17 protein-coding genes and 1 pseudogene are annotated in these 19,094 nt (G+C 36.7%); 11 read left to right on the top strand and 7 right to left on the bottom strand.

Annotation, left to right across the window (positions count from 1 at the left end; translation table 11 throughout):
* The first annotated feature begins 19 nt into the window (after positions 1–19).
* From HL290_RS05540 to HL290_RS05515, 6 genes are read left to right on the top strand one after another with little or no spacing between them, the layout of a single operon-like run.
* The gene (locus tag HL290_RS05540; RefSeq protein ID WP_198495859.1) at positions 20–265 is read left to right on the top strand and encodes a ferredoxin family protein; all 246 of its coding nucleotides are present in this window, start codon (positions 20–22) and stop codon (positions 263–265) included.
* 19 nt (positions 266–284) lie between these two features.
* Positions 285–1,757, top strand: a complete 1,473-nt coding sequence (locus HL290_RS05535; protein WP_198495858.1) for an ABC transporter substrate-binding protein — start codon at positions 285–287, stop codon at positions 1,755–1,757.
* On the top strand, positions 1,750–2,604 hold the full coding sequence (locus HL290_RS05530; RefSeq protein ID WP_198495857.1) for an ABC transporter permease: 855 nt from the start codon (positions 1,750–1,752) through the stop codon (positions 2,602–2,604). Before HL290_RS05535 ends, HL290_RS05530 begins: the two co-directional genes overlap by 8 nt.
* A 1-nt stretch (position 2,605) precedes the next feature.
* Positions 2,606–3,445, top strand: coding sequence for an ABC transporter ATP-binding protein (locus tag HL290_RS05525; protein ID WP_198495856.1), 840 nt, complete (start codon positions 2,606–2,608; stop codon positions 3,443–3,445).
* Positions 3,442–4,437, top strand: coding sequence for a HEAT repeat domain-containing protein (locus tag HL290_RS05520; RefSeq protein ID WP_198495855.1), 996 nt, complete (start codon positions 3,442–3,444; stop codon positions 4,435–4,437). The genes HL290_RS05525 and HL290_RS05520 overlap by 4 nt, the downstream gene beginning before the upstream one ends.
* Entirely contained in the window at positions 4,421–4,702 is a 282-nt protein-coding gene (locus tag HL290_RS05515) for a DUF971 domain-containing protein (RefSeq protein ID WP_045432499.1), read from the top strand. The genes HL290_RS05520 and HL290_RS05515 overlap by 17 nt, the downstream gene beginning before the upstream one ends.
* 38 nt (positions 4,703–4,740) lie before the next feature.
* Here the strand turns inward: HL290_RS05515 and HL290_RS05510 are convergent, their stop codons facing one another.
* The gene (locus HL290_RS05510) at positions 4,741–6,027 is read right to left on the bottom strand and encodes an MFS transporter (RefSeq protein ID WP_045432497.1); all 1,287 of its coding nucleotides are present in this window, start codon (positions 6,025–6,027) and stop codon (positions 4,741–4,743) included.
* A 527-nt stretch (positions 6,028–6,554) separates the two neighbouring features.
* On the opposite strand from HL290_RS05510, the pseudogene HL290_RS05505 reads away from it, so the two are divergent.
* Positions 6,555–8,757, top strand: a pseudogene (locus HL290_RS05505) (TonB-dependent siderophore receptor).
* Positions 8,758–8,813: 56 nt separating this feature from the next.
* Here HL290_RS05505 and HL290_RS05500 read toward each other — a convergent pair.
* Entirely contained in the window at positions 8,814–10,232 is a 1,419-nt protein-coding gene (locus tag HL290_RS05500; RefSeq protein ID WP_080758426.1) for an aspartate ammonia-lyase, read from the bottom strand.
* Positions 10,233–10,645: 413 nt separating this feature from the next.
* Between HL290_RS05500 and HL290_RS05495 the strand changes: the two genes are divergently transcribed.
* The 4 genes from HL290_RS05495 to HL290_RS05480 all read left to right on the top strand — a co-directional run bounded on the left by HL290_RS05495 (position 10,646) and on the right by HL290_RS05480 (position 13,738).
* Positions 10,646–10,828: a hypothetical protein gene (locus HL290_RS05495; RefSeq protein ID WP_004642753.1), complete on the top strand. Its 183-nt coding sequence runs from the start codon at positions 10,646–10,648 to the stop codon at positions 10,826–10,828.
* Positions 10,829–10,939: 111 nt separating this feature from the next.
* Complete coding sequence (locus HL290_RS05490) at positions 10,940–11,161, top strand: hypothetical protein (RefSeq protein ID WP_080028261.1); 222 nt, start codon at positions 10,940–10,942, stop codon at positions 11,159–11,161.
* A gap of 546 nt (positions 11,162–11,707) precedes the next feature.
* Entirely contained in the window at positions 11,708–12,601 is an 894-nt protein-coding gene (locus HL290_RS05485) for a LysR substrate-binding domain-containing protein (protein WP_198495853.1), read from the top strand.
* Between the two features lie 243 nt (positions 12,602–12,844).
* The gene (locus HL290_RS05480) at positions 12,845–13,738 is read left to right on the top strand and encodes a LysR family transcriptional regulator (RefSeq protein WP_003651675.1); all 894 of its coding nucleotides are present in this window, start codon (positions 12,845–12,847) and stop codon (positions 13,736–13,738) included.
* Positions 13,739–13,786: 48 nt separating this feature from the next.
* Here the strand turns inward: HL290_RS05480 and HL290_RS05475 are convergent, their stop codons facing one another.
* The 5 genes from HL290_RS05475 to HL290_RS05455 all read right to left on the bottom strand — a co-directional run bounded on the left by HL290_RS05475 (position 13,787) and on the right by HL290_RS05455 (position 19,025).
* Positions 13,787–14,959, bottom strand: a complete 1,173-nt coding sequence (locus tag HL290_RS05475) for a thiolase family protein (RefSeq protein WP_198495852.1) — start codon at positions 14,957–14,959, stop codon at positions 13,787–13,789.
* Between the two features lie 65 nt (positions 14,960–15,024).
* Positions 15,025–16,434, bottom strand: coding sequence for a short-chain fatty acid transporter (locus HL290_RS05470; RefSeq protein WP_198495851.1), 1,410 nt, complete (start codon positions 16,432–16,434; stop codon positions 15,025–15,027).
* A gap of 116 nt (positions 16,435–16,550) precedes the next feature.
* On the bottom strand, positions 16,551–17,192 hold the full coding sequence (locus tag HL290_RS05465; RefSeq protein ID WP_004642758.1) for a 3-oxoacid CoA-transferase subunit B: 642 nt from the start codon (positions 17,190–17,192) through the stop codon (positions 16,551–16,553).
* Position 17,193: 1 nt separating this feature from the next.
* On the bottom strand, positions 17,194–17,898 hold the full coding sequence (locus HL290_RS05460) for a CoA transferase subunit A (RefSeq protein ID WP_017389585.1): 705 nt from the start codon (positions 17,896–17,898) through the stop codon (positions 17,194–17,196).
* A gap of 245 nt (positions 17,899–18,143) precedes the next feature.
* On the bottom strand, positions 18,144–19,025 hold the full coding sequence (locus HL290_RS05455; protein ID WP_198495850.1) for a LysR family transcriptional regulator: 882 nt from the start codon (positions 19,023–19,025) through the stop codon (positions 18,144–18,146).
* Positions 19,026–19,094: the final 69 nt, after the last annotated feature.

Below are 19,094 nucleotides of genomic sequence, written 5' to 3'. Positions count from 1 at the left end.
TAAATCAGGAATTCAAACAATGGCTTTTATTTTTAAAGAAATTCAGCATCGTACTGTCGCACCCGTCATTATTGATGAAGATAAATGTATTGCCGACAAAGGATGCACAGTCTGTGTGGATGTTTGTCCAATGGACTTATTGGCAATCGATCCTCTAACTCAAAACGCTTATATGCAATTTGATGAGTGTTGGTACTGCATGCCATGTGAAAAGGACTGCCCAACAGATGCAGTCAAAGTAAATATCCCATACCTACTCAAATAATTAATTTGGAATACTCAACATGAGACAAAATAAATTGATCAATAGAAAACTATTACTCAGTAGCTTAATTGGTGCCATTGTACTTGGCACTTTGGGGTGCGGCAGTAAAACAGAAACTGTTCGTGTAGCGATTGGTACACAAGACACAACCATTAACTGTGCAACGGGTGGATTACTTGTTCGTGAGTTGAATTTATTACCAAAATATTTACCCAAAGATGGTGAATACAAGCATGTTAAATACGACATTCAATGGAAAAACTTCACCTCTGGTGCACCACTAACCAGTGAAATGGTCGCTGGGCGTCTAGATTTGGGAGCAATGGCCGACTTTCCTGCTGTAAATAATTTAGCGGCTTTTAAAAAGGCTGGAAAAGAAAGCATCTTTTTAGCGCCTTTATCAGGCAGCATTAATGGCAGTGGTAATGCGATTGTTGTTCCTATTGACTCAAAAGTAACGTCCTTAAAAGAGTTAAAAGGACAAACTATTTCTGTACCTTTTGCCTCAACTGCCCATGGACTGTTACTGCGAGCGATTCAAGCTGAGGGCTGGCAACTTGATAAAGACATTAAAGTGATTGCTCAGGCTCCAGAAGTGGCGGGGCCTGCATTAAAAAGTCATAAGATTGCTGCGCATGCTGACTTTGTACCCTTTGGAGAGTTATTTGCCTACCAAGGTTTTGCCAAAAAAATCTATGATGGTTCACAAGCAAAATCACCGACATTTCATGGTTCACTTGCCAGTAAGGATTATGCAGAGCAACATCCAGAAGTCATAAAAGCTTATTTACAAGCAATCATTGAAGCAAATCGCCTGATTCGGGAACAACCTGAAAAATATAGTGAATTTATTTCTGAAAAAACAGGTATTCCTGCCGAGGTGGTCTATCTGTTTCATGGTCCATTAGGTCTACAAACCCGTGACTTGACTTGGAAACCTGAATATCGAAAAGCAACTCAAATTGCAGTTGATACTTTAAAAGTTCTAGGCAAAAACGATGGCACTCTCGATGTAAATAAATTTATTGATGATAAATATATTAAAGATGCATTTCAGGCTTCTGGGCTAAATTACAGCCAGCAACTCACTGACTATGCAAACTCACCTTTGGTTGCAAATGATGCTTTAACGGGCCAACCCATCAAAATGTTTAATCGTGTGACTCAAATTTGGGTAAAGGGTGAAGAAAAAGTTCGTAGCTATGAAAAACCTGAACATGCATTTTCCGATTTAAAGAAAATCCAAGCGGCAGGAAAAATCGTACGTGTGGTTTATAGCCAAGATCATCAGTCCGACATTAAGTTACTTGCCAATCTAGCATGGTATGCCACAGATAAATCAGGGCAAATTGAGGCCTTTTTATTAAAAGATGATGCTGAAAAATGGGCTAAACAACAAGGCGGAAAAGTATATGACTTTAAAGCTATTCAGCTTGTAACACATAGCCGATGTGTTGTTTTAGCTAATGATCAGGAGGTGACAAATGAGTAGTTTAGTCCAGACAAAACCCAAAAACCAAAGTACATTTTTAATTAAATTTTTTCAGCAGTTGGGAGCATATAAGACACATTTTAAAAACTATGTCATCGCTTTTACATCTATAGCTTTTTGGATAGTAATTTGGCAAGGACTTGCTCAGTTTAAAATAAATTTAGGCATTGTGAACTTTAGCAATGTACCGACACCTTTGGATGTCGTACATGCATTGTGGTCATTTTTTCAACTCAGCACCGCATTTGAACATGTTGAATCTAGTATTTTTCGAGTTGTAATTGGTTTTTTATTGGCTGCACTGATTGGCGCAGACATTGGTTTGTTAGCTGGACGTTATCAAAAACTCGCTGCATTTTTAATGCCCCCATTAGAGGTTTTACGCCCGATTCCAGCAGTTGCATGGATTCCTTTGGCGATTCTGATTTTTCCATCATCAGAAGCTTCCATGATTTTTATTACCTTTATTGGGGCTTTATTCCCAATTTTATTAAACACCGTACATGGCGTTGGCGCAGTTGACCCAAGATTAATTGCATCGGCAAAAAGTTTAGGGGCTTCCGATCTTGCCATTATTTATGAAGTCATTATTCCGGGGGCATTACCGAACATTATTACGGGTTTATCCATTGGAATGGGCACGTGCTGGTTCTGTTTGGTCACCGCTGAAATGATTTCCGGTCAACATGGAATTGGGTATTTCACATGGGAGTCATTCACCTTGCAAAATTACAGCAATATTGTGGTTGGCATGGTGCTGATTGGAGCATTGGGTATGTTTAGCAGTACCTTGGTACGCGTGATTGGTAATCGATTTACCCCATGGTATCAATTGAGGAAGTCTTAAAATGTCGATTAAACATGGCCATGTGCGCATTCAAAACCTATCTCTACATTTAGGACAAGGCAAAAATCGCTTTCAAGCATTAGATCGGGTTAATTTCGAAATACAACCTGGTGAGTTTATTTGTCTACTTGGTCCTTCAGGTTGCGGAAAATCAACATTACTAGGTGCTTTGGCAGGGCATTTACCAATTAGTTCAGGCTCTTTGACGGTCGATAATGAATCTATTCTGGAACCGCATCCAGACAGAGGGTTAGTGTTCCAGCAACATACGTTATTCCCATGGAAAAGTGTGCTTGAAAATATTGCTTTCGGTTTAAAAATGAAGGGTGTTGGTAAACAAAACCGTATAGATCAGGCAAAGAAAATGATTGATCTGGTGGGGCTCAAAGGTTTTGAGCAGAAATTTCCAGCTGAACTTTCCGGTGGCATGCAGCAAAGAGTTGAAATTGCACGAGTACTTATTAACGAACCTCGCATCTTATTAATGGATGAACCTTTTGGTGCATTAGATGCGCAAACCCGTTTGAAGATGCAAATGCTATTGCTCGACATTTGGCAAGAAATTCAAACTTCGGTTTTATTTATTACCCACGATATTGATGAAGCACTTTTTCTGGCAGATCGAGTACTGATTATGAGCCATAGACCGGGCCGAATTATTGAGGAAATCAACCTTGATTTTGAACGTCCACGTGATATCGAACTTGTTACGAGTAGTGAATTTACCGCCATTAAAAAACATTGCATGCAAACTTTAAAGGAAGCCACTCAACAAGAAGAGTTAAGCCGCTTAAACCCTTTAGGGCTTGGAAAGAAAGCACAAATCAAGGAATACGAATGAGTTTTTATCAAACTTTAGATGACCAAGATGAATATAATCAAGAATTTCTTGGTCAGTTGAACCATCCAGATGAGAAGGTTCGTTTTGTTACTTTAATGAACATCGGTGACGAAGAAAATCCAGATCTACTACCTTGGTTACATACAGCACTGCAACATGACTCATCAACCTTAGTGCGTGAAGAGGCCGCAAAAAAACTAGAAAGCTGGGAGGATCACGTCAGCTTGCAGGCATTGGCTCAGGCTTTAACTGATTCCGATCTTAATGTGCGTCTCGCAGCGAGCCAGAGTTTAAGTGAAATCAAAGAAGCTGCATCAGCCGATGTACTTGCACCATATTTACAGCATCAAGATACTTTTGTACAAAGTGCAATCTTACGCGCTTTAAAACCTTTACGAGCGCAGCAATTCTTTGCAGAAATATCAGCTTTGGTACAGCATCAAGATATTCTTGTACGCCGTGAAGCTGTGAGTGCTTTAAGCTGGTTGCAACAAGATCAAGCCATTGCAATATTGGCAAAAATTGTTGAAACAGATATAGATGATGAAGTACGACGTATTGCAACAGGTGGTTTGGCTTATAGTAAAAAATTATCAATTGATGTGATTCAAGCACTTAATCATTCACTAAATGCTGAAAGTTGGCAGTTAAGAGTGGAGTCTGCATTAACTATTGGGAAATTACGTATTTTCGAACTGGAAGCACCCTTGATTAAGGCGTTAGTTGATCCTTACTGGCAAGTACAAATAGCAGCTGTACGTAGTTTGGGATTGTTAAAATCGAGTTTGGCAGTTGCAGATTTGGCAGTTAATTTTAAACATGATATTAGCAATTTACGTAAAGAAGTTGCTTTAGCACTTGGGGAAATTGGCACACAAAAAGCTCAAATGCTATTAGAACAGCATCAACATGATTCTGATCCTGAAGTCCGAAAAGCAATTCGTATTGGATTAAATCAAATTGGTGAGGTGAAATATGCAAACCAGACCTGATATCCGTGTAGATATTTTAAATAAACAAGTTCATTTTATTTGGAATGATGGTTCAAGCCTATGCTTGAGCCACCAACATCTTAGGGAAATTTGTCCTTGCGGTTTTTGTAGATCAAAACGTATAAAACAAATAAAAATTGAACAGCAGGAAGTTGAAATTACCGCAATGTTTGATCAAGGATATGGCGCCCAAATCTGTTTTAGTGATGGGCATGACAAAGGAATTTATCCTTGGGTTTTCTTAAAAGAGTTTGTTAAGTGTTAAAGATGCCTTTTGCTTGGGACAAAAGGCATCTCATTTATTTAATGGTCATGTTCTAAATAATCTGGTTTTTTCGGGAGCGCAAGGCTACATAAGAAACAGATAATCAGCATAACAATGACATAGATGAAGAAGGTGTTTTCAATTCCAGCAGCTTTAAACTGTAGTGCAACTGAAGGAGCCGATCCACCAAAAATAGCATTACCTACCGCATAAGAGAAGCCTACACCTAGTGCACGCACATGAGGAGGGAACATCTCTGCTTTGACTAAGCCACTAATTGATGTATAGAAGCTCAGGATCATCATCATAAAAATGAGTAGCAAGGTAATGATAATCGGTGAATCTATATAATTAGGCATTCCAATCGCCATAATTGGATAGATAAAAATTGCGGATAATAAGCTAAATGCCAGCATTGAAGAACGTCGCCCAATGCGGTCGGAAATTGAACCAAATACAGGTTGAGCACACATATAGACAAATAACGCGAAGGTCATAATATAACCAACGGTTTTTCCATCCATACCTAAGTTAGTTAAATAGGTTTTTGAATAAACAGTTTCAACATAGAAAGTTAATGAACCCGCAGAGGTATAACCAACCACCAATAAAAAGGTCTTCCAATGTTTTTTAAAGAGTTCTCTTAAGCTACCAGATTCTTCACGTTCACTGTCTTGATGAGAAAGGGTTTCTTCCAAACGACTACGAGCAAGTAAGGATAAAATTGCAGCAAAACCACCAATAACAAACGGAATACGCCAACCGCCGTCATGTAATTGTTGCTCACTCAAAAATGCTAATAAAATTACGCCGAGCAAACTTGCCAGTAATTGACCACCAGAGAGTGTGACGTATTGAAAAGAGGAGTAAAAACCACGTTGACCTTTTAATCCTAACTCACTCATGTAGGTTGCTACGGCGCCATATTCACCACCTACAGATAAACCTTGAAGTAAGCGCACTACCAGTAATAGAAATGGGGCAAATAATCCGACTTGATCGTAGGTAGGCAAGGCCGCAAATAAGAAGGAACTCAAGGCCATTAAGCAAATAGAAATGACCATTGATTTTTTTCGACCATGTCGATCTGCAATGCGCCCGAATATCCAACTACCAATAGGACGCATGAAAAAACTTGCAGCAAATACACCCCAAACATAAATAGCTTTGGTCGAACTATCCATGTCGGGTGCAGTTAAGGCTTGTGTAAAATAAGTAGCAAAGACTGCATAGATATAAAAGTCAAACCATTCAACAAGGTTACCAGAGGCCGCACCAACAATACCGCGTATTCTGCTACGTTTTTCTTCCTTAGTGTATGTCATATATATTCCGTCAGTTAGCAGAAAAAAATAGAAATTTTTAGGTGTACTGAGCAGGAAATCGCAAGAGTTTTTAAATATCACTCAATCCTGAGTACTACCTTAGAATTCCTCTCCATGCATTTTTTATAATTTTAAATTTCCATTCTAGTGATTGTATGATCTTTTGTTCGATTTAAAGATGTTTTTGCCGATTATCGAACATTTCCTTAATTTGGTTAGAAGATCATCGCACCATAAACTTTATTTAAAATCAGACATCTAATTTATCAACCATATTCTTTATTGTATTCCTCCTTGGTTTTAAGCTTATTTTGAGCTTAGTTTTATTTTGACTATTTGGTAATACTTAAAAAGTTATAGTACCAATTTCAAAGAAAATAAATGAAATTCATATAATGATGACGCTTTATTACACAAAATTTACTTGATCTGAAAATTACATAATTTGTTGTTTCTCGATATGTGTCACTGTATTCTTTCGAGGCTAAAAAATATGGAAGATCTCCGACTTTTAGCATACTTATATTATGCACGGTATGGGCAGGTAGTTATTCAATGGACAGACACTCATTAAATCTTCACTTCATTACATGTTCTAAAACAGCATTAGCATCATCTATTGCACTGATGACGTCTGTTGTCTATGCAAATGAGGCGGAGGTTTCTCAACTACCTACAATTACCGTGAATGCTACCCAAAACACTGACGATTTATATTCCTCAAAAAAAGTTGATTTATCTGGTTTTCAAACAGGCGATATAAAAAAGATTCCTGCATCTATCACAACAATTACATCTGAACGCATGGCAGATCAGCACGCAAAAACACTGACTGATGTTGTTAAGAATGATTCATCGTTAGGAGATGGCTATGCTGCAATTGGTTATTACCCTAATTTCGTAGCTCGTGGCTTTTCGCTCGATTTAGGTTCAAGTTATCTTATTAATGGCCATAACATTCGTGGTGAACAAAACGTTGCTTTAGAAAACAAAGAGCGAGTAGAAATTTTAAAAGGGATTTCCGCTATTCAAAGTGGAATGTCGACTCCAGGTGGTGTTATCAACTATGTAACCAAACGACCTACCGATGTTAAGAGTGTTACCGTCGATGCAAACTCAGAAGGTGGTTATACACTTGCAACGGATGTAGGCGGCTTTTTGAATGATAACTTTGGATATCGAATTAATTTAGCCCATGAAAGTATTCACCCAAATGTCGATCATGCAAATGGTAAACGTGAGTTTGGTTCAGTTGCTTTAGATTGGAAAATTAATGATCGTTCTAAACTACTGTTTGATATTGAAGCTCAGCATCAAAGCCAACGCTCAGTTCCGGGGTATCAACTGCTTGATGGACAAGTACCAACAAATGTTGATGAAGACCGTTTGTTGGGGTATCAGTCTTGGAGCAAACCTGTTGTAAATAACAGCGTAAATGCAAGCTTGAAATATCAATATGCCTTTAACGATCAGTGGAATGGCAGCTTAAGTGCATCGCAAAGCCGTGTTGTGATTGATGATAATAGTGCTTTCCCATGGGGATGTTATAACGATAATTGTGAAGTTACTGGTTTAGGCAATACTTTTGATAAACACGGTAATTATGATATTTACGATTTCCGTAGCCCAGATGACACACGTATTACTAATCAATTTGCTGCTGGGCTAAATGGACAATTCAACACAGCTAACATTCAACATCAAGTTGCTTTGGAACTACAACGTACTTATAAGACCTTAAAGCACCATACACCTCTTAATGTAGCGGTAGGAACAGGCAATATCTATCAAGATACGATTGACTACATCCCATCATCAGAAAGCTTAGGCGATCGTTACAAAGCTCTAGAAAGTGATCAGACTGCTTTCACGATATCTGACCGAGTTCAATTTAACGAGCAATGGTCAACTTTACTAGGTGGAAAACTTATTCACCTTGATGAACAGGCTTATAATTCAGATGGACAACAAAGCCGAGATACAGACCTAAATAAGTTTTTACCGCAATTAGCACTTATGTATAGTCCAAGTGTTACGACTAATTTGTATGCTTCATATGCCAAAGGTTTATCGGACGGTGGTGAAGCACCTTGGTTTGCTAATAATGCTCTTGAAATTTTAGCACCTAGAAACTCTGAACAATTTGAACTTGGTGTTAAGCAACAAGTACAAAACTTCTTGCTAACGGCTGCTGTCTTTGATTTAAAACAGGATAATCAATACAGTAAAGTCAATGCCGATGGATCTTTCGATTTTGTTGAACAAGGTGAACAGCATAATCAAGGTATTGAATTAGGTCTGACTGGCGCCTTAACTGATACAGTTGACGTAAGCTCAGGTATCACCTATACCAAATCTCGCCTTGTTGATGTTGATACTGACAGTTATAAAGGCCACCAAACTCAAAATGTACCAAAATTACGGGCAACTGCTCAGTTATCTTATAAAGTACCTTCAGTTGAAGGTTTAAGACTTTTAAGTGGCATGCAATATAGTAGTAGTAAATATGCAAACAAAGAGGCAACTGCAAAAGTAGGTGGATATAGCGTCTTTAATATTGGTGCTGCCTATAAAACAAATTTTGCTGGGCATGACACGACGTTTAGATTCAATATTGACAACTTATTTAATAAGAAATATTGGCGTGATGTTGGTCCATTCATGGGGGATGACTATCTATTCTTGGGTAATCCTCGTACAGCTCAATTCTCTACAACTTTTAATTTTTAAAATTTATAACACAAATAAAAAAGGAGCTTATAAAAGCTCCTTTTTTATTTCAGGAATTAAGCCGACATTTTTGGTTTAACCATATTATTAATCGACAAGATATCATCAAGCACTTGTGCCGATAATAAGCCTTCGTTCTGAACTAAAGCCAATACGCTTTGCCCAGTTTCGTTTGCAGTTTTAGCAATACGAGTTGTAGTTTCATAACCTAAATATGGGTTAAGTGCAGTCACAATCCCGATTGAGTTTTCAACTAAAGCTTTGCAATGTTCAGGGTTCGCCGTAATCGTATCAATACATTTACTTTGGAACATTGCCATCGCGTTACCAAGCAAATCCATAGATTCAAATAGTTTGAATGCAATAAGTGGTTCCATTGCATTCAACTGTAATTGACCAGCTTCAGCAGCTAAAGTTACAGCCAAATCATTTGCAATAATCTGGAAGCAAGCAAGGTTCATTGCTTCAGGAATAACTGGATTTACTTTACCCGGCATAATCGAACTACCAGGTTGACGTGCTTCTAAGTTAATTTCATTGATACCAGTACGTGGACCACTTGAAAGTAAACGCAAATCGTTAGCAATTTTAGATAGTTTAGTTGCCGTGCGTTTTAATAAACCAGATAAAAGAACGAAATCACCCATATCTGAAGTTGCTTCGATTAAGTCAGGAGATGATTTAATTTTTTTACCAGAGATTTTTGCAAGTGCTTGAATCGCAAGTTCACGGTAATTATATTCAGTGGTAATGCCCGTACCAATCGCTGTGCCACCAAGGTTCATATAAGCTAAAACATTTGGAATAAGCGTATTAATTTGCTCAAGGTCTTTTTGCAAAGTTACAGCGAAAGCACCGAACTCTTGACCCAATGTCATTGGTACAGCATCTTGCAACTGAGTACGACCCATTTTTAAGATGTGAGCAAACTCTTGAGACTTGTTACGGAAACTTAAAATTAAGTTATTAAAAGGGAGATTCAATTCGTCTAAATTTAATAATAAGCCTAAGCGAATTGCAGTAGGGTACACGTCATTTGTAGACTGTGACATGTTGATATCATTATTAGGGTGTAAATATTGATATTGGCCTTTTGCATGTCCCATATATTCTAAAGCAACATTCGCCAATACTTCATTTGCATTCATATTGGTTGAAGTACCAGCACCACCTTGCAACATATCGATCGGGAATTGATCGTGAAAATTACCGCGAATAAGTTGATTACAACTATATTCAATTGCTTCAAATTTAGTTTGATCTAAGCTTTTAAGATTATGATTCGCTTCAGCACAAGCAAGTTTTACCATTGCTAATGCTTTAATTAAATGAGGGAAATTTCCAACTTTGCTTTGGGTTAAGTTAAAGTTTTCTAGAGCACGTAATGTTTGAACTCCGTAATAATCATTATTGTTGATTTCTCTATAACCAATAAGATCCTTCTCAATACGGGTGGTAATTTCAGCGTTCATCATTAAACTTCGAATTAGTAGAGTAGATAATTCATATTAGATTTCGAAATGCTTCACTTCTAATGCATTTATCAAGTTAATTATGCATTTTTTGCATATCAGTTTTCTTCTTTTCTAAATTTAAAAATAAAAAATTCTGTTTCCTGCACTCATTGAATCTAAATTTTATTTTTTAAATTAACAGTTTACTATTTAGATAAATTTAATATGAAAAAATTCTTTGATGAACAAAATGGCCATGTAATTAAAAAATAAACGAATACGAAATTATAGATTCATTAATTTAAGTGAAATATCAAGTAAATTAATAAGGTTTACAGCACAGAGAGTGTAGTCTATCTAACAAATTTATATAAAAATGTGATGCATTTCACATAAAAATCACTATAATACGAAAAAATCCTAGTTTTAAGTTTATGTTAAAAGTCACAGCTGCATTAATTATTTTGGGTAGTTTTACATACTATGTACTTTTTCAGGGTGAAGAGAAGAGAGAGTCAAAAACTTCTCGTCTGCTTAAAGAAGCCGAGCAATCTATTGCTTCTGCGGAAACCTCTGTAAACAAGGCAAATAGTATCGTAGCAATATCTTATAAATAGCCACGGTTACTCAGCCTAACTATTTTACATTATCCATCAAAATATTGTTTTACCTAAATTTTATTAAACTTTAGGTAAAAGACCGTATGTATAGAGACAAAATTCATGAGAATGAAGTTTATCGCCTATGATCCCAATTCTGGGGAAAAAGTAAGCTTAAAAGAGCATATCCATCAAATGGACAAATACACCACTTATATCTTTTTTAGCGATGAAAAAGATAATATGGTGTTTAACCCACAGAAAAAGCAAGTTTTTGAAATCACTCAATATACTTCTAATATGATGGTTGAAATTTCAAGAAAGCTATATTATCTCATTGGTGAATATTAGAAATTTGTTTCAGCTCAATCTCGGATAGATACTTTAGTAGAATAGTCAGGTTTATTTAGTTGAATTATACTGCAAATATATCTTCTGATTTGAATGATTTTATTAGGTCAGAAAGCTTAAATCCTGAAATAATCAAAATAGTAACATTTTAGTTTTACAGTCCGTATTCTTCCCCAAGGTACGGACTTTTTTTATCAAAATTAAAAACATGATGAAAACATAAGATTATTTTTATTTTTTATTAAGATTGAAGTGTTCATTTACTTAGGTTATGTTTAATTTAATCATTGATTTAAAATAATTTTTACTGCAATAATTTTATATTTGTATGAGTTGATGAGTTAAATCAAAGTCTTTTATTCTCTTACACTCTTTTCTATGTCAGAATTATTAAATACATACTTTTATCGTTTGGCCTTGCCATTCTTCCATCGCATTTTTGCAGGTACTCCCATGTTTTATATTTTTCATTCATCTATTCAGCTATTTATCCAGCTTCCCAACAAGACAAATTAAGGACATAAATATAAAAAGGGAATGCATAAAATGAACTTAGAAGTACGTTGGGTAGAAGATCTTTTGACATTAGAGCGTGAGCGTTCTATTTCAAAGGCAGCCGAAAAGCGATTTATTAGTCAATCTGCTTTTACGCGTAGAATTCAGCAATTAGAAGAGATGATAGGAGCTGAAGTTATTATTAGAAATAATAAAAATAATATTGAATTTACAGACATCGGGCGAATTATGCTGGTTATGTCTAAAAATATTGAAAAGCAGGTGGAAGAGACCGCTAAGCTGATTAAAAATATTAAAAATGAAACCGAATCTACTATTCGTTTTTGTGTTGTTCATTCATTAGCTTCTGGTTTTTTAACGACTTTTTTGAAAAAATTCCCAACGTTTATGCGTGATCTAAAAATTGAAATTGTAGCGACCAATAGTGGTGAGGGTTTATCTCTTTTAAAAGAAGGTGCCTGCGATTTTATGATTTGTTATGCAGACCGATCTCATATTAATCGTGTTGGTGATGATATTTTAAGCGGGATCAAGATTGCGGAAACAGAGATTGTTCCTGTATCAGCTACCGAAGCCGACCATACGCCTAAGCATACAATTCAGAATAATTTTTCATTGCTTGCTTACAGTAAACACGCTTATTTGCGAAAATTGGTCGACCAACTGATTGAAGGTAAACTAATTTATAAAACCTTATACGAGACTGATAATGCAACTAATTTGAAAGAGCTGGTATTGCAAGGCCTAGGGGTGGCATGGATTCCAAAAATTAATGTAGAGGAAGATCTTTCTAACGGAAAACTGGTCATGTTGGATCATCATGAATATTGTCTTCCTCAAGATATTTACATTTTTAAAAATAATTTGAGTGATAACAAAGCTGTCCAGCAAATCTGGAAGGGCTTCCAAACTCAGCCTGATTAAAATTTATAAAAACTTGTAAGGATATGTATTGTATTCAACATATTTACATACAAAGTAATCAATTAAAGCGCCCATACCTTTGTCTTTATGACGAAAGGCTTTATAAAGCATTGCTCATGGTCTAGATTCTTTGTTAATTTAGACCATATATCAATAATTCAGAAATCTAGTAAGCATTTTTATATATGCTGTACCCGATTTCATTCCTTTTGAATGGATTATTTGATCCAGACGGAGACAATTTTGTTTGATCTAGATAGTAGATTACTAAATATTTTTTATCATATTTATCGGTTTAAAAGCGTTTCAATGGCTGCTGATGCTATTGGTCTTACCCAACCGAGTGTTAGTAATGGACTAAACAAAATCCGTCAGCATTTTAATGATCCACTTTTTATTCGTGTTGGGAATGAGATGATTCCAACCGAATTAGCTAAAGAAATCTTTCCACTCATTAGTGAAGTGATTGATAAAGTTGAAAGTATTAACAACTTTAGTGTGAACTTTGACCCACTTACTTCGGATCAACTTTTTACTATTGCGATGACTGATGTATCTCATCTGGTCTTATTGCCACAATTAACAAACTATTTAAAAGAGAAAGCTCCTTTAATTCGCTTGAATATTCGGCCGATTACACCAGAAACTAGCTATCAAATGGCAAATGGTGAAATTGACCTTGCAATTGGTTTTTTACCTCAATTAGAAGAAGGCTTTTATCAACAAAAGTTTTTCAAACAACATTATGTGGTGATTAGCTCTAAGAGCCATCCTCGTTTAGACCCAAATAATTTTACTTTAGATGATTATATGCGGGAATATCATATCGATATTGATGCAGGAATCGGTCACTACCACATTAAAAATGAATTACAGAACAAAGGATTGGATAGAAATATTCTAATCCGCTTACCAAGTTATCTAGGGGTGGGTTTAGTCGTTCAAGAAACAGATGCGATTGCAACCGTACCGTATTATTTGAGCCAAGTCTTATTAGTCAGAGAAAATTTACAGATTTTACCGGCACCTCTCGACTTCCCAACTTATGATGTTAAACAACATTGGCATATGTCTTGTCATCATAAAAGTAGCCATAAATGGTTTCGCCAAACCTGTTATGAACTTTTTAAAGTCTAAAAAAAGAAGATGTAAGAAAACCCCTACATCTTCTGTGTGGATTGATTTTTAGATTTCAATTGCGACAGCTGTAGCTTCACCGCCACCAATACATAGTGCAGCAACACCTTTCTTTTTACCTAGGCGTTTTAAAGCATAGATAAGAGAAAGGATAATTCTTGAACCAGTTGCACCAATTGGGTGTCCTAAAGCACAAGCACCGCCATGTACGTTTACTTTTGCTTCATCAATGCCGAGCTCATGAATTGGCGCCATTGCGACCATTGCAAAAGCTTCATTAATTTCCCAAGCATCTACTTCGTCAACAGACCAACCAGCACGCTCAAGTACTTTTTGAATTGCACTAATTGGAGCAATTGTAAACTCGCTTGGATGCTGTGAATGACTAGAAGTCGCCACAATTTTTGCTAAAGTATTTAAACCATGAGAATGAGCATATTCTTCAGTGGTGAGTACTAATGCAGCAGCACCATCAGAAATTGAGCTTGCGTTTGCAGCTGTAATTGTACCGTCTTTACTAAAAGCAGGACGTAAAGTTGGGATTTTTTCAAGATTCGCTTTTAATGGTTGTTCATCTTGATCAACAATTTCAACACCTTTACGTGTTTTTACTTCAACAGGAACAATTTCTTCCTTGAAGTAACCTTCTGTAATCGCAGTTTGCGCTTTTTTAAGTGAAGAAATCGCGAAATTATCCATTTGCTCACGTGTAAAGCCTTTGGTATTTGCCATGTCTTGAGCAAAAGAACCCATTAATCGGCCAGTTTCAGCATCTTCAAGACCATCTAAAAACATGTGGTCTTTAATTTCGCCATGTCCCATACGGTAACCACCGCGAGCTTTGGGCAAAATATAAGGCGCATTGGTCATAGATTCCATACCACCCGCAACAATAATGTTGGCACTACCAGCTTTTAAGGTATCTGATGCCATTAACACAGCTTTCATTGCAGAGCCACACAGTTTATTAATGGTGACTGCTCCTACATGATCGGGCACACCAGCTTTACGCATAGCCTGACGAGCGGGACCTTGGCCTATACCTGCACTTAATACACAACCAAAAATAACTTCATCTACTTGGTCTGGTGCAACACCTGCACGTTTAATCGATTCACAGATTACTGCAGCACCAAGCTCTGGAGCAGTTAAAGAAGATAAACTGCCCTGAAAACCGCCCATTGCAGTACGACTACCTGAAACTATAACAATTGAACTCATCTTAATATCTCTTATTGGTGTATTTGCTAAATTTGCCTCTAGCCGAAACTAAAGGCGCCAGTAAATTAAAAAGTCGGTGGGGTATAGCTAAGCGTTTTTCCAAAGAACCACAATAAAAATAAAACTAAGGGAAAATGTACGACGAGCTGAGTAACTGTAAAACCAATCACATCTTTTGCTTTTAGTTTTAAAATGCCCAACATTGGAAGCATGAAGAATGGATTGATTAAGTTTGGTAAAGCTTCGGCTGCGTTATAAATCTGTACAGACCAGCCCAAATGAACTTTTAAATCATTTGCCGCTTGCATGACATAAGGGGCTTCAATGATCCATTTTCCACCGCCAGAAGGTACAAAGAACCCGAGTATGGCAGAGTAAATTCCCATCACAATCGCAAAGGTTTCTTTTGAAGCGATAGAGACGAAAAATTCGGCAACATAGTGTGACAGTGATAAATCTTGGCTATTTAAAGCTTGCGTCATAATAAACGCGATACTTCCGTAAAGTGGAAATTGAATTAAGATTCCTGATACAGCTGGAACTGCCTTTGCAACAGCATTTAAAAAGTTTCGTGGCGTTCCATGTAATGCTAGACCTAGCATTAAAAAGACAAAGTTGTAGGTGTTTAGGCTTGAAATGGCAATGATAGGATTACTTTTTGAAAATTCAAAAAACATCCAGATTAAACCTAAAGCCACTACAATAATCGTTAAAATAGGCGAGTTTTCTAACCAGTCACCCGGACGGGTAGATTTCTCTTCATGTAGCTTTTCTTCTTCAAATTGCACATTAAAACTATCAATCGTTTTAACGTTATCACCTTTTGGAGCTGACCAATATGCGATTGCGATTGAAACAATCACCAAAATAATGGTCATCGCAATTGATTGCCAAAGAAAGATCGTTTCGGTAAATGGAATAACACCAGTCAAATTATAAATCGACTCAGGCAAACTACTTTTATTCGCTTGAAGTTGTGCTGCTGACGAACTAATTCCCAACGCCCAAGTTGCACCCATACCAATAATCGCAGCTGCGGCGGCAGCACGATAATCCATATTCAGCTCTTTACGTTTTGCCAATGCGATCACCAAAAGCGCAGTAAGAATCGTACTTACCGCCCAATTGACCAGCGAAATTAACAAGCTAACGGTCGCAACTAAAACAATAGCACCACGCCCAGAATTTGGAATACGCGCCATTTTTTGAATCAGGAATTTTACGGGCTTAGATACGGAAACGACATAACCCACAATAATGAGCATGGTCATTTGCAAAGTAAATGGAATAAGACTCCAAAAACCATTACCAAATGACGTCGCTACATCTTGGATTGGAGCACCAATACCCAAAGCGGCAATAGAGACAATAATGACGCCGAGTAGAGCAAAAATATATGAATCTGGAAACCACTTTTCAGACCAGTCACTAATCCGAAGGGCAAATCTTTCAAAAATTCCTTGCTGTTTTTCCATAGCTGAAAAAATCCTTCTCGTTCTTATTCGTTGACAGCACATCCGGTGCTTAAAGAGGCTAAGACTTAAGCTCACTTTCTAACTTAAGTCTTGTCTGGCTAACTAAAAATTAAAATTTAAGCAACTAAGGTTTTATAGAATTCGACGCCTGTAACAGCTTGAATCTGTTCAAGAGTGACATCTTTAGCAAGTTCAATCAGTTCAACACCTTGTGGGGTAATGTCCATTACACCTAAGTCAGTGATTACACGGTGCACAACGCCTTTACCTGTTAAAGGTAAACTACAGTTTTTCACAATTTTTGGCGTACCATCTTTTGCACAATGTTCCATAAGAACCACAACTTTTTGGACACCAACAACCAAATCCATTGCGCCGCCCATGCCTTTTACTTTCTTACCCGGAATCATCCAGTTGGCCAAGTCACCATTTTCGGAAACTTCCATTGCACCTAAAATTGCAATGTTTACATGGCCGCCACGGATCATGGCAAATGACGCTGAGCTTGAGAAAAAGGCAGCACCAGGGCGAGCAGTAACCGTTTGTTTGCCAGCATTAATTAAATCGGCATCAACAGTTTCTTCAGTTGGAAACTCGCCAATACCTAATAAACCATTTTCAGATTGAAGCCAAACATTAATATTTTCAGGAATATAGTTAGCAACAAGGGTAGGTAAGCCAATACCTAAATTGACATAAAAACCATCTTCAAGTTCTTTTGCAGCACGTTGTGCCATTTCATTGCGTGACCAAGCCATTTTATACTGCCTCCGTGCTTAAAGTTTTATGCTCAATGCGTTTTTCAGGTGATGCATTAAGTACAATGCGATTTACATAGATACCCGCCAAATGGATTTCATCCGGATCCAATTCACCAATTTCAACAACCTGTTCAACTTCAGCAATTGTAATTTTTCCAGCCATTGCACATTCAGGGTTAAAGTTCTGAGCAGTTTTACGGAAAACTAAATTACCCGCTTTATCGGCTTTATATGCTTTAACAAGAGCTACATCGGCTGTTAAAGATTCTTCTAAAATGTAGTTTTTGCCTTTAAAGGTACGTTCTTCTTTACCTTCAGCAATCAGTGTACCTACGCCAGTTTGAGTATAAAACGCGGGAATTCCAGCACCACCAGCACGTAACTTTTCAGCCAAAGTACCTTGTGGGGTGAGTTCAACATCAAGTTCACCATTTAAATACTGACGCTCAAATTCTTTGTTTTCTCCAACATAAGAAGAGATCATTTTTTTAATCTGTTTGGTTTGAAGCAAAATACCTAAGCCAAAGTCATCTACACCTGCGTTATTAGAAATACAAGTGAGACCAGTGACACCACTTTGCTTAACTGCAACAATCAGTTTTTCAGGAATTCCACATAAACCAAAACCGCCAACGGCAAGTGTTTGATTATCTGCAATAACATCTTTCAGTGCTGCCTCTGCATTGGCATAAACTTTATTCATTCTATTGTTATCCTATATCCCTTAGTGGTTTTAGTTTTAGCATCTAGTTTTATGTTATAGAAGTTAATTTTTTAAAAGGATTAATAAGTATAATCAATGAATCGCATCAAATTAACAACAAAAGATAAGAAGCACAAAAGTAAAAAATCTTAAAAAAATCATTTCATAGCATTGAAATTTATAATAATTAAGAAATTCACCTTAGCCGTAAGCTTAGCTCATCCTAAAATACAGTATTTAATTTTTTAAAATTTATATTGAAGCAATGCCTCAATAAATTGAGCTGAAATATTTGAAATTTCAAAGTTCTTTTTGTAGACAATTCCAACTGTTTTATGAATAGCTTCGTCTTGTAGCTCAATTAATACATTATGTTCTTTATCAATGTGCATCGCAAAATGTCTTGGAATTGCACTTACCCCAATTCCATAAGCAACAAAACTTGAAAGTGATGAAATTTGATGACATTCAACTTTCAAATCGAGAGTTATATTATTTCGTAAACAATTTTGCTCAACCAAATAACGAACAATTGAAGGTTTTTGCAAAGTGACAAATGGGTTAGAACAAAGCTGCTGCCAAGTAATTGATGAGGCTTGGGCAAGAGGATGAGTCTTTGGTAATAGAGCTAAAAAATCTTCTTCAAAAAGCGGTTTAAACTCTAAACCTTCAGTAAGATCTGGCTCAAAACATAGGCCAAGCTCAAAAATACCATCCTGTACTTTTTCGATGATGGTTTCATTAGGAATATCATGAATTGAAAAATTAAGGTTAGGATGGAGACTCAAAAACTCATGAATGACTTGAGGCAAAATTGCATGAGTCACAAATGGCATAGAGGCGATACTTAAGGTTCCACGATTAAGCTTAAACCTTTGTTTAACATCATTTTCCATTTCATCCCAATTGGCAATTAATTTTTTTGCATAGGGAATAAGTGATTTGCCTTCCTGAGTAAGTTCAACACGGCGTGTATTACGGTTAAATAGTTTCCCACCTAATTCTTCTTCTAGGCTTTTGATAGTGAGACTTAAAGCGGACTGGCTAAGATGTAAATCTAAAGATGCATTAGCATAATTGAGCGTACGAGCGAGGGCCAAAAAAGCTTTTAGTTGTTTAAGCGTCATTTCGTTCCTTTAGATTACTGTTCCCGCCTAGTGCTGTAATTTATACGAAAATTTGTCTAATAAGATGTT

The sequence above is a fragment of the Acinetobacter sp. AC1-2 genome (assembly GCF_016124155.1).
Lineage (GTDB): Bacteria > Pseudomonadota > Gammaproteobacteria > Pseudomonadales > Moraxellaceae > Acinetobacter > Acinetobacter calcoaceticus.
This window is presented reverse-complemented; position numbering and strand designations above follow the sequence as displayed.

Coding starts and splice junctions, on each gene's coding strand:
- HL290_RS05460 (WP_017389585.1), bottom strand. CDS start 17,898: ATGAATAAAGTTTATGCCAATGCAGAGGCAGCACTGAAAGATGTTATT.
- HL290_RS05500 (WP_080758426.1), bottom strand. CDS start 10,232: ATGATGAACGCTGAAATTACCACCCGTATTGAGAAGGATCTTATTGGT.
- HL290_RS05530 (WP_198495857.1), top strand. CDS start 1,750: ATGAGTAGTTTAGTCCAGACAAAACCCAAAAACCAAAGTACATTTTTA.
- HL290_RS05465 (WP_004642758.1), bottom strand. CDS start 17,192: ATGGCTTGGTCACGCAATGAAATGGCACAACGTGCTGCAAAAGAACTT.
- HL290_RS05510 (WP_045432497.1), bottom strand. CDS start 6,027: ATGACATACACTAAGGAAGAAAAACGTAGCAGAATACGCGGTATTGTT.
- HL290_RS05470 (WP_198495851.1), bottom strand. CDS start 16,434: ATGGAAAAACAGCAAGGAATTTTTGAAAGATTTGCCCTTCGGATTAGT.
- HL290_RS05455 (WP_198495850.1), bottom strand. CDS start 19,025: ATGACGCTTAAACAACTAAAAGCTTTTTTGGCCCTCGCTCGTACGCTC.
- HL290_RS05485 (WP_198495853.1), top strand. CDS start 11,708: ATGAACTTAGAAGTACGTTGGGTAGAAGATCTTTTGACATTAGAGCGT.
- HL290_RS05515 (WP_045432499.1), top strand. CDS start 4,421: ATGCAAACCAGACCTGATATCCGTGTAGATATTTTAAATAAACAAGTT.
- HL290_RS05490 (WP_080028261.1), top strand. CDS start 10,940: ATGAAGTTTATCGCCTATGATCCCAATTCTGGGGAAAAAGTAAGCTTA.
- HL290_RS05525 (WP_198495856.1), top strand. CDS start 2,606: ATGTCGATTAAACATGGCCATGTGCGCATTCAAAACCTATCTCTACAT.
- HL290_RS05475 (WP_198495852.1), bottom strand. CDS start 14,959: ATGAGTTCAATTGTTATAGTTTCAGGTAGTCGTACTGCAATGGGCGGT.
- HL290_RS05535 (WP_198495858.1), top strand. CDS start 285: ATGAGACAAAATAAATTGATCAATAGAAAACTATTACTCAGTAGCTTA.
- HL290_RS05540 (WP_198495859.1), top strand. CDS start 20: ATGGCTTTTATTTTTAAAGAAATTCAGCATCGTACTGTCGCACCCGTC.
- HL290_RS05520 (WP_198495855.1), top strand. CDS start 3,442: ATGAGTTTTTATCAAACTTTAGATGACCAAGATGAATATAATCAAGAA.
- HL290_RS05495 (WP_004642753.1), top strand. CDS start 10,646: ATGTTAAAAGTCACAGCTGCATTAATTATTTTGGGTAGTTTTACATAC.